The sequence below is a fragment of the Lachnospira sp. CLA-JM-H23 genome (genome assembly GCF_040096425.1).
GTDB lineage: Bacteria > Bacillota > Clostridia > Lachnospirales > Lachnospiraceae > Lachnospira > Lachnospira rogosae.
On sequence record NZ_JBBMET010000002.1, the window covers coordinates 253,205 to 270,626 of the forward strand.

Sequence of the window (17,422 nt, forward strand, 5' to 3'; positions counted from 1 at the left end):
TAACACAATTACTAAATCTTAAGAAGCCCTTTTTCATACATTTTCTGCATACTCATCATAATTCCAAGCTTAGCGTGGTACCATGTAAGACCACCCTGGAAATATACAGCATATGGTTCTTTTACAGGACCATCCGCACTAAGTTCTATTGATGACCCCTGTACAAATGCACCTGCTGCCATAATAACATCTGAATCATAACCTGGCATTGCCCAAGGCTCAGGTGTTACAAAGCTGTCAACTGGTGCTGCTGCCTGAATACCCTTACAGAAAGCTATAAGACCTTCCTCTGATTTTAACTCAACTGCCTGAATAATGTCATATCTTTCCTCTGTGGCATCAGGGACGCACTTAAATCCAGCCTTTTCATATACATTTGCTGCAAATACAGCGCCCTTAAGTGCACCGGCAACTACAGTTGGTGCAAGGAATAATCCCTGATAGAAATCTTTGTTGACACCAATTGTTGCACCAACCTCTTTTCCAAGACCCGGTGAAGATAATCTGTAAGCTGCCTGTTCAATGCAGTCTTTTCTTCCTGCTATATATCCTCCACAAGGTGCAAGTCCGCCACCTGGATTTTTAATAAGTGAACCGACAACCATATCCGCACCGACTTCTGATGGTTCAATCTTCTCAACAAATTCACCATAACAGTTATCTACCATACATATAACGTCTGGTTTGATATCTTTAATAAAATGTATAAGCTCGCCAATTCTTTCAACAGATAATGTCGGACGCGTTGCGTAACCCTTAGAACGCTGTATAGTAACAAGCTTAGTCTTTTCATTAATAGCTTTTCTTATTCCATCATAATCAAAGCTTCCGTCATCTAACAGATCAACCTGTCTGTATGATATATTGTATTCTGCAAGACTTCCCTTTGATGGTCTTATTCCTATAATCTCGTCCATAGTATCATATGGCTTGCCAACTGGCGATAAAAGCTCATCACCCGGTCTTAAATTAGATGAGATAGCTACATTTAAAGCATGTGTTCCACATATAATCTGTGGTCTTACAAGTGCGTCCTCTGTCTTGAATATATCTGCATATACTCTCTCAAGAGTATCTCTTCCCTCATCATTATATCCATATCCGCTAGTACCTGAAAGGTGCATCTCAGCGACCCTGTTCTTCTGCATAGCCGCGATAACCTTTAACTGGTTATACTCAGCCACTTCATCAATAGCTTCAAATCGTTCCTTTAAATTTTCAAGTACATTATTGCCATAATTGTATACAGCTTCATCAATTCCAAGCTGTCCGCAATACATTTCCTTCATTATCTTTCTCCCTGATTGTTAATTTTGCATTACTTAATAATACCACTATCTTTAAGCTTATCAAGCATATAATCCATAATTTTAACGCAATCATAATCATATTCGTTAATACTAATCCAGTCAATAACTTTTTCTCTCCTGAACCACGTAAGCTGTCTTTTTGCAAAATGTCTTGTATCGCCTTTAATCTGTTCCTTTAATAAGGCGATACCATTTTCATCAATAGTGCTTCCATAAGGCTTACCCAAATTGTCCCAGTAATCAAGAATTTCTTTATAGCCTATGCCCTGCATAGAAGTATTATCCCTGCCTATGCCCATTTTGGTAAGCAACTGCATTTCATCAATAAGACCATCATCGAACATAATATCAACTCTTTTATTAATCCTCTCATAAAGATTATCCCTTATGTCATTAAGAACAAAATATTTATAATTATATGGTGAATCTTTTTTTCTCTGCTCCTCGTTGTGTTCAGATATTCTGTTGCCAGTCTGCTTGTAATATTCCAGTGCCCTTACAACTCTTTTTACATTTCTGTAATGTATGCTCTCTGCTGATTTAGGATCCACATTTTTTAACATCTCATAAAGATACACAGCACCTTTTTCTTTTTCAAGCTGGTATAACTCCTGTCTATACGATGTATCCGCATCGTTGTCTTCAAATTCTATATCATACAATAAAGCCTGTATATAAAATCCTGTACCACCTACAATCATAGGTATATAGCCGTCATTTCTTATCTGTTCTATAGCCTTTAGTGCTTTTTCTTTAAATATTGTGACATTAAACTCCTCTGTAGGTTCTATTTCGTCTATAAGATAATGCTTTACGCCTTGCATTTCAGAAGATGTAATCTTAGCAGTTCCTATGTCCATATGCCTGTATACCTGCATAGAGTCTGCACTTATTATCTGTGCCCCAATCTTTTTTGCAAGTTTAATAGAAAGTGAAGTCTTTCCGACAGCAGTTGGCCCTGTAAGTATAATTAAAGGTTGTTTACACATACACTATTCCCCTTTTACACTATTCGTTTAAATTTCTTTTCTATATCATATTTACTCATAACTATAAGCGTTGGCCTGCCGTGTGGGCAGTTATATGGATTGTCAGCTTTCATAAGTTCTTCCATAAGTTCCTTTGCTTCTTCATATGATATTTCGTTATTGCCCTTAATAGCCGCCTTGCACGACATAGACGCTATCTTTTCTGTAAGTATATCCATATCTGTCATTCTGCCATCCTGCATAAGACCATCTATAAGGTCAGTTAGCATCTGCCTGTAATCAAGCTTCGGAAAACCTGCCGGTATTCCTGTTACTTTATATTCATTGCCACCAAATTCTTCTATCTCATATCCAAGCTTATTAAATATTGACATATTCCTTTTAAGTACTTCTTCCTCATTCATATTAAGAGTAAGAATAATAGGCGGCATAAGCATCTGTGTATCAATTTTTTGAGTTCTCAATTTATTCATCGTCTTCTCATAAAGAACTTTTTCGTGTGCCGCGTGCTGATCCATCATATAGAATCTGTCCTCAAATTCTATAAGCCAGTATGTATCAAATAATTGTCCTATTATCCTGTAATTATTCTTATTCTTCTCATCTAGAAGCTTATCCTCAAATAAAGATATCTGCCTGCTCTCCTCTGCTTTTCTTGAATTGTACTGTACAATATCTTCTTTAATAAGTTTATCAGACCTCACGGTTTCAAATGGCTCTGGAAGCCTTGTTTTATTCATAATCGAAGATTCATTAGCGATAACCTTATTCTCATTTATAGCACCTGAACCTGCCGGTACACCATATTGCTTGACCGTAGCACCTGAGCCTGCCGACATATTATGTTGCGTAGCCGCAGCACCTGAATCTGACGGTACATTTTGCTGTACTCCCGTTGCACTATACCCAGCCATCTGCTTTTGTTCTTCTGCCTTCTTTTGCTCCAGCTCATCATTATGAATTTTATTCATAAACTGTCCATCTGGTTCAACTTTTGCCACAAGTTCTTTTCCCTTAAGCGTTGATAATATTGAATCATATACGAAATTGTATACATACTCGTTATTCTGAAATCTCAATTCCATCTTGGTAGGGTGGACATTCACATCAATTATATCCGGACTTATCGTAAAATGTATTACAGTGAACGGATAATTATGAGGCATTATAAAACCTTTATAAGCTTCCTCAATTGCCTTATTAATTATATTGCTCTTTATATAACGTCCGTTAATGTAATAATTCTCGTAAGTCCTGTTACCTCTGTTAATAAAAGGTTTCCCTATATAACCCTCAATCTTAATATCCTGTGTCTTTGCATTAATATCATACAGATTAGCAGTTATATCACGGCCATACACATTATATATAATATCCTTTAATTTCATATTTCCAGATGTATGAAGCTTATTCTGGTTATTATTAATAAATCTGAATGAAACCTCAGGATGTGATAAAGCCATATACTGCATTAACGCATTAATGTATCCTGCCTCTGTCATCGCTGACTTTAAGAACTTTCTTCTGACTGGTGTATTAAAGAACAAATTTCTTATAATAAATGTTGTTCCATCAGGTGCACCGATATCTTCAACAGATATAACCTCGCTGCCCTCTGACTGATACCTCGTTCCTGTTATATCATCCTTAGTCTTGGTTATTAATTCAATCTGCGATACTGCCGCTATACTCGCAAGTGCCTCACCCCTGAAACCAAGTGAGGATACAGTTAAAAGGTCTTCAATTGACTTAATCTTACTTGTGGCGTGTCTTTTAAATGCAATATCTATCTCATCTTTCTTAATACCTGAACCATTATCCGTAACCCTGATAAATGAAATTCCGCCTTCCTTTGCTTCGACAGTTACAGCAGTCGCCCCGGCATCTATTGCATTTTCAACAAGCTCTTTTACAACAGAAGATGGTCTTTCTATAACTTCTCCTGCTGCTATTTTATTAATTGTATTCTGATCAAGTAACTGAATTCCCATATTAACCCTCACTTCACATTAATTCTCATTAACAAAGTATCTGTTCTTAACCTTGCCCTGAAGCTTATAAAGAATATTAAGTGCATCAATTGGTGTCATATTGCTTATATCAAGCTCTTTTATATCCTTTATTATATCATCGTCCTTTACAGTATCAAAAAGTGTCATCTGCTTTACTTCCAGTTCATTGACATTCTTATAACGGTCATTCATCTTCTCCACTTTCTTTGAATACTGTGCAATATCCTTTGCCTTTTGTGATATATCTGCATCACTGAGTTCTACAACAAGTTCCTTAGCCCTGTTTAATACATTTTCTGGAACACCTGCTAATTTGGCCACCTGTATTCCGTAGCTCTTATCTGCACCACCTTTTATAATCTTTCTTAAAAATACGATGTCATCCCCGCACTCTTTAACTGCTATACAGTAATTATTAACGCCATCAAGTGTTCCTTCAAGCTCTGTCAATTCATGGTAATGAGTTGCAAACAGTGTCTTTGCTCCTAATATCTTAGTGTTTGCAATGTGTTCAACAACCGCCCACGCTATACTAAGGCCATCAAATGTACTTGTGCCTCGTCCTATCTCATCAAGAATTATAAGGCTATTAGATGTCGCATTACGGAGAATATTAGCAACCTCTGTCATCTCAACCATAAATGTAGACTGTCCGGAAGCCAGGTCATCAGATGCACCTACTCTTGTAAATATCCTGTCTACAATACATATATTAGCAGAGTCTGCAGGGACAAAGCTTCCTGTCTGTGCCATAAGGACAATAAGAGCTGTCTGCCTCATATATGTTGACTTACCAGCCATATTAGGTCCTGTTATTATCGCAACCCTGTTGGAATTACTATCAAGATATGTATCATTGGCTATGAACATATCATTGCTTATCATCTTCTCGACTACCGGATGTCTTCCATTCTTTATATCAATTACACCCTTATCGTTAATCTTAGGCCTTACATAATTATTCTGTGTCGCAACAACTGATAATGAAGCATATGCATCTATCATAGCAACCGCTTTTGCTGTACCCTGTATGCGGACTACCTGCGAGGCAATACGTTCCCTTACCTCGCTGAAAAGGTCATATTCCAAAGAATAAAGCTTATCCTCTGCACCAAGAATTACATCTTCAAGATGTTTAAGCTCATCTGTTGTATAACGCTCTGCATTAGTCAATGTCTGCTTTCTTACCCATTCAGGAGGTACTTTGTCCTTAAATGAATTTGTCACCTCAAGATAATAGCCAAACACTTTGTTATATTTAACCTTTAATGTCTTAATTCCTGTTCTTTCTTTCTCTCTTATCTCAAGCTCAGACAGCCATTCCTTTCCTTTTATCTTGGCATCTCTTAACTCGTCAGCCTCTTTTGAATAGCCCTCTTTTATAATACCTCCATCTCTTACTGATATTGGTGGTTCTTCAACTATAGCTGAATTAATAAGCTCGTACAAATCAGCAAGGTCATCAAGCTTATCATAGCAGGCTGCAAATTCCTCTGAATGGAAATTACCTATAATCCTCTTAATATGTGGAAGCATTTCAAGTGTATTCCTGAAAGCTATTAAATCCCTTGGATTGGCTGTCTTACAGCTTATCTTAGTCATAATTCTTTCTATGTCATACACTGGATTAAGGTATTCCCTTAATTCTTCCCTGTCGATAAGGCTGTCGCCCAATTCTTGTATACAGTCCTGTCTTTTAATTATATCATCTTTGTTAATAAGCGGCTGTTCAATATAAGAACGTAACATTCTTGCACCCATCGCTGTCTTAGTCTTATCAAGCACCCACAGAAGCGAACCCTTCTTCTGCTTTTCTCTCATTGTCTCAACAAGCTCAAGATTTCTTCTTGATGAGCTGTCAATAAGCATATATTTGCCTGACGAATAAGGAAGAAGTGTTGTGATATGAGGCATATTGCTTTTCTGTGTCTCATATAGATAAGTCAGGAGTGCACCCGAAGCTATTATTCCAACTGTATAATCTTTTAAACCAAGTCCATCTAACATCTCCATATGAAAATGTTCCAAAAGCCTTTTCTTACAGGTCTCCTCGTTAAAATACCAGTTATCAAGCGTTGACATAGCTATTCCAAGTTTTGTATTGACAGTATCAAGATTAATGCCACTCATCGCGAAGTATTCATTAACAATTATCTCCGATGGCACGAACTTATTAATCTCATCTATAAGCTCACTTCCACCGGCTAACTCTGTCACAAAGAAATCGCCCGTTGAATAATCCGCTATTGAAACTCCAAGATTATCACCAAGATATACTATACTCATCATATAGTTGTTCCTTGTTTCATCAAGTCCAAGTGTATTAATATTAGTTCCCGGTGTTACCACCTTTATTACTTCTCTTTTTACTATGCCCTTTGCCTGCTTAGGGTCTTCCATCTGCTCACATATTGCAACTTTATAGCCTGCTGATACCAATCTGTTAATATAAGTCTCCGCAGCATGAAAAGGAACGCCGCACATAGGTGCACGTTCCTTTTGTCCGCAATCTTTTCCTGTGAGAGTAAGCTCTAATTCCTTAGATGCAACTACAGCATCATCAAAGAACATTTCATAAAAATCACCAAGTCTGTAAAACAGTATACAATCCTTATATTCATTCTTTGTAGCAATGTAATGCTGCATCATTGGTGAATACTCAGCCATCTTTATCCTCCAGTCATCCTGCTTATAATATTAATCGTTCTTTGTTCCCATATAATAGAAGCCTTTACATTCATCAAGATGTACATTGACTATACTTCCTATAAGTTCTTTGTCACCCTTGAAATGGACTAAAATATTATTAGTCATTCGTCCTGTTACAAATGTATTATCGTGGTCATCTATATCCTCAACCAATACATCCATATCCATACCTTCATATCTCTTGATATGTTCGTGGCTCACCTCAGATACAGTTGCTAACAATCTGTTAAATCTGTCTTTTACTATATCTTCACTGACCTGTCCGTCCATCTTGGCAGCAGGTGTTCCAGTTCTCTTAGAATATATAAATGTGTAAGCACTGTCATACTTTGCTTTTCTTACAACATCAAGTGTATCCTCAAAGTCTTCCTCTGTTTCACCTGGGAAGCCTACAATTATATCTGTTGTAATAGATATATCTGGTATTGTATTTCTTATCTTGTCTACCAGTTCAAGATAATGCTCCTTAGTGTACTGTCTGTTCATAAGCTTAAGAAGACGGCTGCTTCCTGACTGTAATGGAAGATGTATATGGTTACATATCTTGCTGTTATCTCTTATTGCCTCTATAAGCTCATCTGATAAATCCTTTGGATGAGGTGTCATAAATCTTATTCTTTCAAGTCCGTCAATCTTGGCAATCTCTCTTAGCAGCTTAGCAAATGTAATATCGTCCTCAAGTGTCTTTCCATAAGAATTAACATTCTGTCCAAGAAGCATTACTTCCTTTACACCGTCACTTACAAGTCTTTCAATCTCTCTTATTATCTCTTTTGGCTCTCTTGATTTCTCCCTGCCTCGCACATATGGAACAATACAATATGTACAGAAGTTATTACAGCCAAACATAATATTGACACCAGACTTAAATGGATACTTTCTTGAAGTTGGAAGCTCCTCAACAACCTCCTTAGTAGAATCCCATATATCAATAACCTGTTCATCACCTGTAAAGCACATATACATAAGCTCTGCAAGCTTGAAAATATTAAATGTACCAAACACAATATCTACGAATTTGTAAGATGTCTTTATCTTTTCTACAACTTCCGGCTCCTGCATCATACAACCGCACATTGCAATAATCATCTCGCCATTGGCTCTCTTAACCTTTTTTAACTGTCCGAGACGTCCGTATACCCTTAAGTTGGCGTTCTCCCGCACCGTGCAGGTATTGTATATTACAAAATCAGCATTTTCTTCATCGTCTGACTCCTGATAGCCGATATCCTTTAATATTCCAAGAAGCTTTTCTGAGTCCCTTGCATTCATCTGACAGCCAAATGTTGAAACTACAGCAGTAAGTGGTCTGTTAAGTGCTTCTGACTTTTCCTTAACAATCTTTCTGCAGGCCTTTAAATAGTAATACTGTCTCATCGGCTCGTATTCTGGAACCGGAGCAGATAAATCTATGCTGTTAATCATATTCTCAATTGTTGTATCCATTATTTATATATTACCTCTTTATTCTTTCCTGTTGTTTAATCATTCTATAAAATTCAACGTCTTTGACAGGTTTGCCGTAATAATACCCCTGTATATAATCAGCCTCAAGCTTTGTTACAGCCATCAATTCATCTTTTGTTTCAACACCCTCAACGCATATTTTAACACCCATCTCGTGTGCCATTTTTATAATAAAGCTGACAAGTATTCTGTTGTTATCTGTAAGATGTATATCAGTAATAAATGCCCTGTCTATCTTTAAGATACCAAACATCTTATCCTTCATATATTCAAAATTAGAATATCCGGTTCCAAAATCATCTATTGCAAGTAAAAAGCCATTATCCACGAATTCTTTAAGAACTCTTTTTATCGCAATATTAGAATCCATCTGTATACTTTCAGTAATCTCAAATACAAAATGTTCATTTCCAGCCTCATATTTGCTTATATTCTCAATTACATCTTTTATAACATTGCTCTTTGCAATCTGTACAAACGAAAGATTAATATGCATAACAAACTGGGGTATTATCTTTACCCATTCGTTGCATTGGGCAGCAGCTGTATCTATAATCCATCTTCCCAATGGTATAATAAGCGAGCTTTCTTCAAGCAGTGGAATAAACTCTACAGGCGACATAAAACCATATTGGTCACTTTTCCATCTTAAAAGTGCCTCTGCACCCTCAATCCTACCTGTATCAGCATCAACAATCGGCTGGTAAAACAATTCAAATCCTTTGAAATTATCATTAACACTAGACCTTAACTCGCCCTGAATTTCAAGCCTTTTTATATAATTAGCATAATCAGCCTTATCAAAAAATTCAAATCTGTTCTTTCCGTTAAGCTTTGCTTTATGCAGGGCAAAACGGGTATTCTTAATAATATCTTTATAGGTATCTGTATTAGTATCAAACGCATACGCACCTGCTGATATATTAAAGAATACATCATATCCTCTGTCATCAATAACACTGTCTATATCTTCTCTTATAGTCTTGTATAACATCTTGGCATTTTTCTTAATATCACCGCTCATATCAAGGGATACTATTATGAACTCGTCTCCTCTTGTCCTATATACAGAAAATGTCTGTTCTTTGGATTGTCTGACAAGAATGCCTGCCAATATTGCAAGCACCTCATCGCCTGTCTTAGTGCCATATTTCTCATTAATCTCTTTGAAATTATCAATCCCTATCTGCATAATACAGCCTGTATGACCATCGCTCTTTACAATATCGTCATACCTGTCTTCAAGAATTAAATCTGTATATATGCCGGTTACATTATCATATCTGTTCTTTTTTCCAATCTCTGATACACGGCCTATCATATAATTAATGCCATTTCTTCGTACCAGCTGTCCGCGGCAGCTTATAAATACATATCCGTTCTTTCTTGATTTCCAGCGGTATTCCATATTATGACAGCTTATATGTCCATTCTGAAGTTCACTAATATTGTTAAATACAGCTTCATAATCATCAGGATATATTACATCCTTTAACTTTCTTCCCGCATTACTGAATTCTGCAACATCAAGTTCAAAATCCTTTGTTATAGAACTACTGTATATCGCATAATCATCACTTAAGTCATATATGTATAGATAATCATCTGTGCATTTAGATATTATAGATAAAAAATATTTCCAGTCTGCTATATCTTCTCCCATTTGTCCCATAATATTCAAACCCTATTCTCTAACCTGTCCATTGCCATATATTATATATTTACTTGTTGTTAACGCCTCAAGTCCCATAGGTCCTCTTGCGTGTATCTTCTGTGTACTTATACCTATCTCTGCTCCAAATCCAAATTCAAAGCCGTCAGTAAATCTTGTAGAAGCATTTACATATACACAAGCCGCATCTATCTCATTAAGAAACTTCTGTGCATTATTATAATCTTTAGTTATTATTGACTCTGAATGACCCGTATTGTACCTGTTGATATGTGCAATTGCCTCATCTATATTATCTACTACTTTAACAGATATAATATAATCAAGATATTCACGTCCCCAATCCGTATCATCTGCCTTTATTATTCTGTCATCTATAGCTAAAGCTTTCTCATCACCACGTATCTCTACATTCTTGGTCTTTAACTTATCTACTATTACCGGAATAGCTTCACCTGCAATATTCTTATGAACAACAAGCGATTCGCACGCATTGCATACGCCAATTCTTTGTGTCTTGGCATTGTATATTATATTCACCGCCATATCTATATCTGCATATTCATCTACATATATATGGCAGTTTCCTGTTCCTGTCTCTATTACAGGGACTGTGCTGTTATTGACAACATTTTTAATAAGACCTGCTCCACCTCGTGGTATAATTACATCTACATACTCATTAAGGTGCATAAGCTCATCAACATACTTTCTATCTGTTTCAGAAATGTAACTTATGACATCAGGGTCTATTCCAAGTCCTTTTAATACATCTGTTATAACATTCACAATTGCTATATTAGAATTAACAGAATCGCTCCCGCCTCTTAATATGCAGGCATTAGCTGACTTAAAGCAAAGTCCGAAAGCATCTGCTGTAACATTAGGTCTTGATTCATATATAATCGCAACAACTCCTAATGGAACAGTCTTTTTACCAATCATAAGTCCATTAGGACGTGTCTTCATTGACTTGACCTCGCCTATTGGATCGTCAAGTCCTGCAAGAACTCTTAAGCCGTCAGCCATTCCTTCTATTCTGCTCTCTGTAAGCATAAGTCTGTCTAAAAGAGCTGTGCTCATATTATTCTTCTTGCCATTAGCAAGGTCAATAGCATTAGCTTCTCTTATGTAATCACTTCTTTTTACAAGGGCATCAGCAACCTTTAATAAAGCATTATTTCTTTCCTTAATGCCAAGCTTTGCAAGATATGTGGACGCTTTCTTTGCATCACTGCCCATCTGTGTTAATGTCTTCATATCAATCCTCACTTCCGTGCATAACTGCACTAATACTTAATAACTAATTATCATTTATAAGTATTTTTACAACTCCTCAATATCCATATCTCTTTATTAATTACAGCTCCTGAGCTGTTATAATTCTTTTATCAGTTATAATCATATCTGGTCTTATGTCGAATTCCTCTGCCGGTATATCATCAAGCACCTGATAATCAAAGCATATGGCTGTCTTATAATATCTGTCGCCATTCTTAACAAGATATCTGTCATAAAATCCACCGCCGTAACCTATTCTGTTAAGCGTAACATCAAAAGCAAGCCCCGGCATAACAAGAAGTCCGTCCTGTGGAATTTCATAGTCGTCAGATACAGGTTCTTTAATTCCCATATATCCATCCTGCAAGTCATCATAAGAATTAATTCTTACAAATTCCATATATTTATCTGACCTGTCTTCTTTATTAATTATAACCTTAGGAACATACACTTTTTTGCCACGTTCAAGGCTTTTATTAATAATACCCGATGTTTCGACTTCCTGATTATAGCTTACATATATAAGTATATTATCATTGTCCTGATATTCCTTTGACAACTCAAGTCTGTCTGTAATTATTCTGCTTCCTGCAGTTATTTCTTCAACAGACATAGCCTTTTTCTTATTAGTTATTAATGTTCTGATTTCTTTCTTATTCTGCTTTACTGTCATTATTCTTCATCTTCTCATCATGTCTTTGCTTTACATCTATAATAGAACCATCTGGATTTTGTATCTTTATTGTCTCTAATGTGCCTCTTAAATTATTACGGAATGCCGCAACATATTCTTTTCTTAATCTAATCTGTTCTTCGGCTTCTTCCTTTGTAAGACCTTCACCCTTAGACTTATGATAGAGTTCATTTATTCTTTTAATTGTATTCTCTGTTACCATATATTCTCCATTCTTATTATATCAACTTCCTACAATGTAAATACAAGCAGGTCATCTCCATTTACCATACAGGTATTAAATTGTGCTTTCTTCTTAAGAAGTGCGTGGTGTATATCCGGAAACTTGTAGGCTTCAATATACTCTGAACCTTTTTTGATAAATGGTATTCTGTGCTTTATATGGGTGACAAGAATTACATCATTACATACATATTGTATCTGCATATTAGAAGGAATCTGATATTCCTCTTTCTGCGTATTAAGATTAATAAGATATGTCACATCTTTGTCCTTCTTTATTGTGTAGGGATTGCCCTCAATAACATATGTATAACTAAGGTCTGATGCTTCCTTAATATCATTATTAATTCTTATCTGCTTTACTTTATTCTCAAAATCATAAAGCACAACTTCTTCTGACATCGCACTTATATTAAACTTTGAATATATAACCCGGTTCTCAGAACGCTTCATATATGCAAATGTCTTGTCCGTATCCGCTGTATCTAATATATCCATAGTAATCTCTGCTGGATTTAACATCATCTCAGATACAAACTGCTTGGTATTAACAATACCTATATATTCCTGATTATGCTTTTCTTCATTAATATCTGTGCCATCGAAGTCTTTTCTACTGCCGAGCTTTAACACACTGTTATTGCCCTCTAACGGAATAATATTATAAAGTCCAAGTCTTTTAAGCAGTGACCCTTCTGTTGATATTTCCCTGTCAGAATTAAAATCCCGAAGCACTACATTAGTCACTTCATTATCTTGTCCGATTTCTTCAATTATTGCAAAATCATATTCCAATACATATATATGTATATGACTTTGTCTGATTTTCTCAAGTTCATCAATCTCATATCTATACACAAGTGTACTCTCGTTATCATCAAATGAATATCTGTACAGCAATATATCTGCCTTGCTGTCTGTAATCTGTTCCGCAGATACATAGAACACATAATCGTGCGTATTATGGGCATAAATAATACTGGCTATATTATATTTCTTGATTTCTGGTGAGATTTCATACCTCTCATTCGTAATAGAATTAAGGATATACAATTTCTTACCAATAAAATCAAGAAACTTATAGTTATCATCCACCATCTGTAACACAAGCCCGTTATTGATTGGTTTGAACACGGCATCTTCTGTATTCCTTATAAGCTTTATGTCCATCAGCACCTCCCCTTAGCCTATGAATTTGACAAGGTCAAAATTCTCGTCTTTACAGCTTACAAAAAGTGTACCGACATCTGCACCTGACATTATCTTAGCAATATTATCAATATCATTGCCATTTGCTATAACCATATCTGCACCTGAGCTTACAGCTATTCCTGCTGCCTTAAGCTTAGTTGCCATACCACCTGTTCCAACACCGCTTCCTGATGTACTCTTGCCCATATTAAGAAGCTTGTCATCTATGACATCTACCTGATTAATAAATCTTGCATCCGGGTTAGAATTAGGGTCGTCTGTATACAATCCGTCTATATCTGATAACAATATAAGGAGGTCTGCATCAATAATTGAAGTAACAATTGCTGAAAGCCTGTCATTATCTCCAAAAGTCTGAACCTGTTTAATCTCGTATGTAGATACTGTATCATTCTCATTAACAATAGGAACTGCACCAAGATTTAACAGCTCATTAAATGTATTCTGTGCATTTCTTCTGCTCTTATCATTCATAACTGTAGCCTTAGTCATTAATACCTGTGCCGCTGTAGTACTGTACTCAGCAAATATCTTCTGATATACCATCATAAGCTTTGCCTGTCCAATAGCCGCACACGCCTGCTTTACAGGGAGTTCATCAGGCTTCTCATTAAGCCCTATTGCCATTCTTCCAACAGCGATAGCTCCTGATGAAACAAGAACAACATCCTTGCCAGAATTCTTAATATCCACTATTGTACGCACTAGCTTTTCTATCTTTCCAAGATTAAGCCTGCCTGTTTCATTGTGCATAAGCGAAGAAGAACCTATCTTAATTACTATTCTCTTCTTATCCTTAACTGCTTCTCTTATATTCATTATTATTCCTCACTCCTGCCAGCCTGACTTAGCATAAGCTTATCTGACATTCCTATATGGTTAAATACCTAATAAGGTATTGTACTATACCTCTTTAAAAAAGTCTATATTTGCCGCAATTTTCTCTGCAATCTTAATTCCGTCAACCGCCGCAGAAGTTATTCCACCAGCATATCCTGCGCCTTCTCCACAAGGATAAAGACCAGCACAGCCAACCGACATCAGCTCATCATTACGTGTTATTCTTACAGGGCTTGAAGTCCTGCTCTCAACGCCTGCAAATACAGCATCGTCCATATCAAAGCCTTTTATGTATCTAGAACAGCCTGTAACTCCCTCACACAAAGCCTCTGATATATATTCAGGAAGTACATTTCTTATATTGGAAAGCTTGTACTGTCCCTTAATGCAAGGTGTTACCCTGCCTAACCCTGTTGATGTAACATTTTCCTTAAAATCAGCAAATAACTGCACAGGTATCTTTCCAACACCTTCTTTATACGCAGCCCTTTCAAGCTTTCTTTGGAATTCCACGCCGTCAAGCACTCCATTTCCGAAATCATCTGGTGTAACTGTTACTATCATTGCACTGTTCGCGTTAGCTGAGTCACGCCCAGAATAGCTCATACCATTAACTGCAAGCATATTCTCCTCTGAGCTTGCATTAACAATATATCCGCCAGGACACATACAGAACGAATACACACCACGTTCTTTTCCTGTGCTTACTGATTTGTATGTAACCTTATAATCTGCTGTTGGAAGCTTGTACTCACACTTTCCATACGCATTTTCATTGATGAATTCCTGTGTGTGCATTATTCTTAACCCTACTGCAAATGACTTCGGCTCCATCATTATATCTTTGCTATCAAGCATTTTAAATGTATCTCTTGCACTGTGTCCGATTGACAGGCATACTTGTCTGCACTGTCTTTCAAAATATATATCATTCTTGATATCGTACACTTTTATTGAGCTTACTTTCTTATCACTTATATTAATGTCATCTATTCTATGATTAAAATTAATCTGTGCACCAAGACTCTCACAATACTTTCGTATATTGTATACAACATTCATCAGCACATCTGTACCGATATGCGGCTTGTTAGAATATAATATCTCTGATGAAGCACCAAATCTTACGAACATTTCAAGAACATTTCTTATTCGTCCTGTAGGGTCTTTTATTACTGTATTAAGCTTTCCGTCTGAAAATGTTCCTGCTCCGCCTTCACCGAACTGCACATTTGACTGTGTATCAAGCTTTCCTGTATTCCAGAACTCATCAACCTTTCTGTGTCTTTCTTCAATACTGTCCCCACGCTCATATACAACAGGCATAAGTCCAGCCTCGCTAAGCTTAAGTGCCGCAAACATTCCCGCTGGTCCAAAGCCGATTATAACAGGCCTGTCTTCTTCCTTAATTCCTGCGCCCTCATAATTATTAATTCTGCCATATGGAAACTCATATATAACCTTCTCATTATATGTAATATTATTATTGGCTGTTTTCTTTGCAAACGCTTTCAAATCCGTATCTTTATTATTGATAACAAGCTTCTTCACATCAACACTGTATACATACATAATGTCAGGCTTATGTCTTGCATCTATAGATCTCTTTATAATGTCGGACTTTATATCACAGTTATTCTTTAACCTGAGTGCTTTCTTAACTGCCTTTAAAAGCTCAGCCTCTGTGTGGTCTGGTTTTAATTTTATATTATTAATTCTTATTACTTTTTCCTGTTTCAATTATTTATCCTTTCCTTTACTCCTGCCGCCGCTAAGTATGCCGAACTCCACGCCCATTGCAGGTTATAGCCACCGCATTTGCCGTCAACATCAACAACCTCACCAGCAAAGAACACACCCTTTACCTTTTTACATTCCATATTACTTATGTCAATGTCATCAAGAGCAACTCCGCCCTGACACACCTGACCATAATCAAATCCTTTATCACCTGTTATAACAAATCCAAAATGTGTCATAGTTTCAATAATATGTCGCATTTTTTCAATATCAATATCTGCTATGTGCTTACTTTCGCTTATTTTGCATCTTGCCGCTATCATAGCAACAAGCTTTTTATTAATAAGCCCTTCAAAGAACTGCTCTAACGTCTTATAACCTTCTGCTATAATTCGCCTGTTGAAAATATCTTCTATATCACTATCTGTTATATCAGGTATCATATTAATAACAGCCTTGACTTCCCTGTTCTCATCTATAGCTTTTACTGCAAATCTGCTTACCCGAAATACCGGTATTCCTGATATTCCATAATCTGTATACTGGATTTCTCCTGTATCATTTGCTACGCACTGTCCGTCAACCCAAAGCTCTATGCTTCCATAGCTTCTTACACCTGCACCAAGCTTACATACAGCTTTGTCACTGCATACAAGCTGTACAAGTGCAGGAAGTGGCTTTACAATATCAATTCCAAGCTGTCTTACAAGCTCATAACCCGAACCATCTGAGCCTGTCTTTGGCGAAGCCTTTGAACCTGTTGCAATAATTACTGTATCTGCTATAAAGTCTATACCGTCACATTCAAGAACGAACACATCCTTTCCATCAGCTTCTTTCTTATAAATCTTATTAATGACAGTATCCATATTAACCTTAATGCCAGCGTTCTTTATTGCCAATCTTAATGCATTCTGTAATGAAGCGGCTGTCTTAGAATGTGGATATACATAACCATCCTTTTGTGTATAATATACGCCTATACTTTTAAAGAATTTAAGCGTATGCTGTACATCAAACTTATCAATAACTTCCATAACAAGTCTGTTATCTTTATTCTGATACATTTCACTGCTCATATTAAGATTAGTAAAATTACACTTGCCATTGCCTGTCTGTAATATCTTGCTTCCAATCTTTCCTGTGTGTTCTATTATGCAGTTATCTATTCCATAACCTGCAAGCTGTACTGCCGCCATCATTCCAGCCGCACCGCCGCCGATTATGACACATTCGTGCTTTTTCACATATTTGCTTTTCATATATCACTATCC

13 protein-coding genes are annotated in these 17,422 nt (G+C 36.5%); all 13 read right to left on the bottom strand.

Annotated elements, in window-relative coordinates; translation table 11 throughout:
* Positions 1-11: 11 nt before the first annotated feature.
* Positions 12-1,289, bottom strand: coding sequence for a methionine gamma-lyase family protein (locus WMO42_RS03575; RefSeq protein ID WP_022501789.1), 1,278 nt, complete (start codon positions 1,287-1,289; stop codon positions 12-14).
* Between the two features lie 29 nt (positions 1,290-1,318).
* Complete coding sequence (gene miaA / locus WMO42_RS03580; RefSeq protein WP_349191578.1) at positions 1,319-2,299, bottom strand: tRNA (adenosine(37)-N6)-dimethylallyltransferase MiaA; 981 nt, start codon at positions 2,297-2,299, stop codon at positions 1,319-1,321.
* A 14-nt stretch (positions 2,300-2,313) separates the two neighbouring features.
* Positions 2,314-4,290 (bottom strand): DNA mismatch repair endonuclease MutL, encoded by a 1,977-nt coding sequence (gene mutL, locus WMO42_RS03585; protein WP_349191579.1) that lies wholly within the window; start codon positions 4,288-4,290, stop codon positions 2,314-2,316.
* An 18-nt stretch (positions 4,291-4,308) separates the two neighbouring features.
* On the bottom strand, positions 4,309-6,978 hold the full coding sequence (mutS, locus tag WMO42_RS03590; RefSeq protein WP_349191580.1) for a DNA mismatch repair protein MutS: 2,670 nt from the start codon (positions 6,976-6,978) through the stop codon (positions 4,309-4,311).
* Between the two features lie 30 nt (positions 6,979-7,008).
* Positions 7,009-8,466: a tRNA (N6-isopentenyl adenosine(37)-C2)-methylthiotransferase MiaB gene (gene miaB / locus WMO42_RS03595; protein ID WP_055174698.1), complete on the bottom strand. Its 1,458-nt coding sequence runs from the start codon at positions 8,464-8,466 to the stop codon at positions 7,009-7,011.
* Positions 8,467-8,476: 10 nt separating this feature from the next.
* Entirely contained in the window at positions 8,477-10,159 is a 1,683-nt protein-coding gene (locus tag WMO42_RS03600; protein ID WP_349191643.1) for a bifunctional diguanylate cyclase/phosphodiesterase, read from the bottom strand.
* A 12-nt stretch (positions 10,160-10,171) separates the two neighbouring features.
* Positions 10,172-11,419, bottom strand: a complete 1,248-nt coding sequence (locus WMO42_RS03605) for a glutamate-5-semialdehyde dehydrogenase (protein ID WP_022501795.1) — start codon at positions 11,417-11,419, stop codon at positions 10,172-10,174.
* Between the two features lie 100 nt (positions 11,420-11,519).
* Positions 11,520-12,113 (bottom strand): 5-formyltetrahydrofolate cyclo-ligase, encoded by a 594-nt coding sequence (locus WMO42_RS03610; RefSeq protein ID WP_055174688.1) that lies wholly within the window; start codon positions 12,111-12,113, stop codon positions 11,520-11,522.
* Positions 12,094-12,336, bottom strand: coding sequence for a DUF896 domain-containing protein (locus WMO42_RS03615; RefSeq protein ID WP_055174685.1), 243 nt, complete (start codon positions 12,334-12,336; stop codon positions 12,094-12,096). The genes WMO42_RS03610 and WMO42_RS03615 overlap by 20 nt, the downstream gene beginning before the upstream one ends.
* Before the next feature lie 29 nt (positions 12,337-12,365).
* Positions 12,366-13,526, bottom strand: a complete 1,161-nt coding sequence (locus WMO42_RS03620; RefSeq protein ID WP_022501798.1) for a hypothetical protein — start codon at positions 13,524-13,526, stop codon at positions 12,366-12,368.
* A 12-nt stretch (positions 13,527-13,538) separates the two neighbouring features.
* Positions 13,539-14,387: a glutamate 5-kinase gene (gene proB, locus WMO42_RS03625; RefSeq protein WP_022501799.1), complete on the bottom strand. Its 849-nt coding sequence runs from the start codon at positions 14,385-14,387 to the stop codon at positions 13,539-13,541.
* A gap of 84 nt (positions 14,388-14,471) precedes the next feature.
* On the bottom strand, positions 14,472-16,148 hold the full coding sequence (locus tag WMO42_RS03630) for an FAD-dependent protein (protein ID WP_349191581.1): 1,677 nt from the start codon (positions 16,146-16,148) through the stop codon (positions 14,472-14,474).
* Positions 16,145-17,410, bottom strand: a complete 1,266-nt coding sequence (locus tag WMO42_RS03635) for an aminoacetone oxidase family FAD-binding enzyme (protein ID WP_349191582.1) — start codon at positions 17,408-17,410, stop codon at positions 16,145-16,147. The genes WMO42_RS03630 and WMO42_RS03635 overlap by 4 nt, the downstream gene beginning before the upstream one ends.
* Between the last annotated feature and the right edge of the window lie 12 nt (positions 17,411-17,422).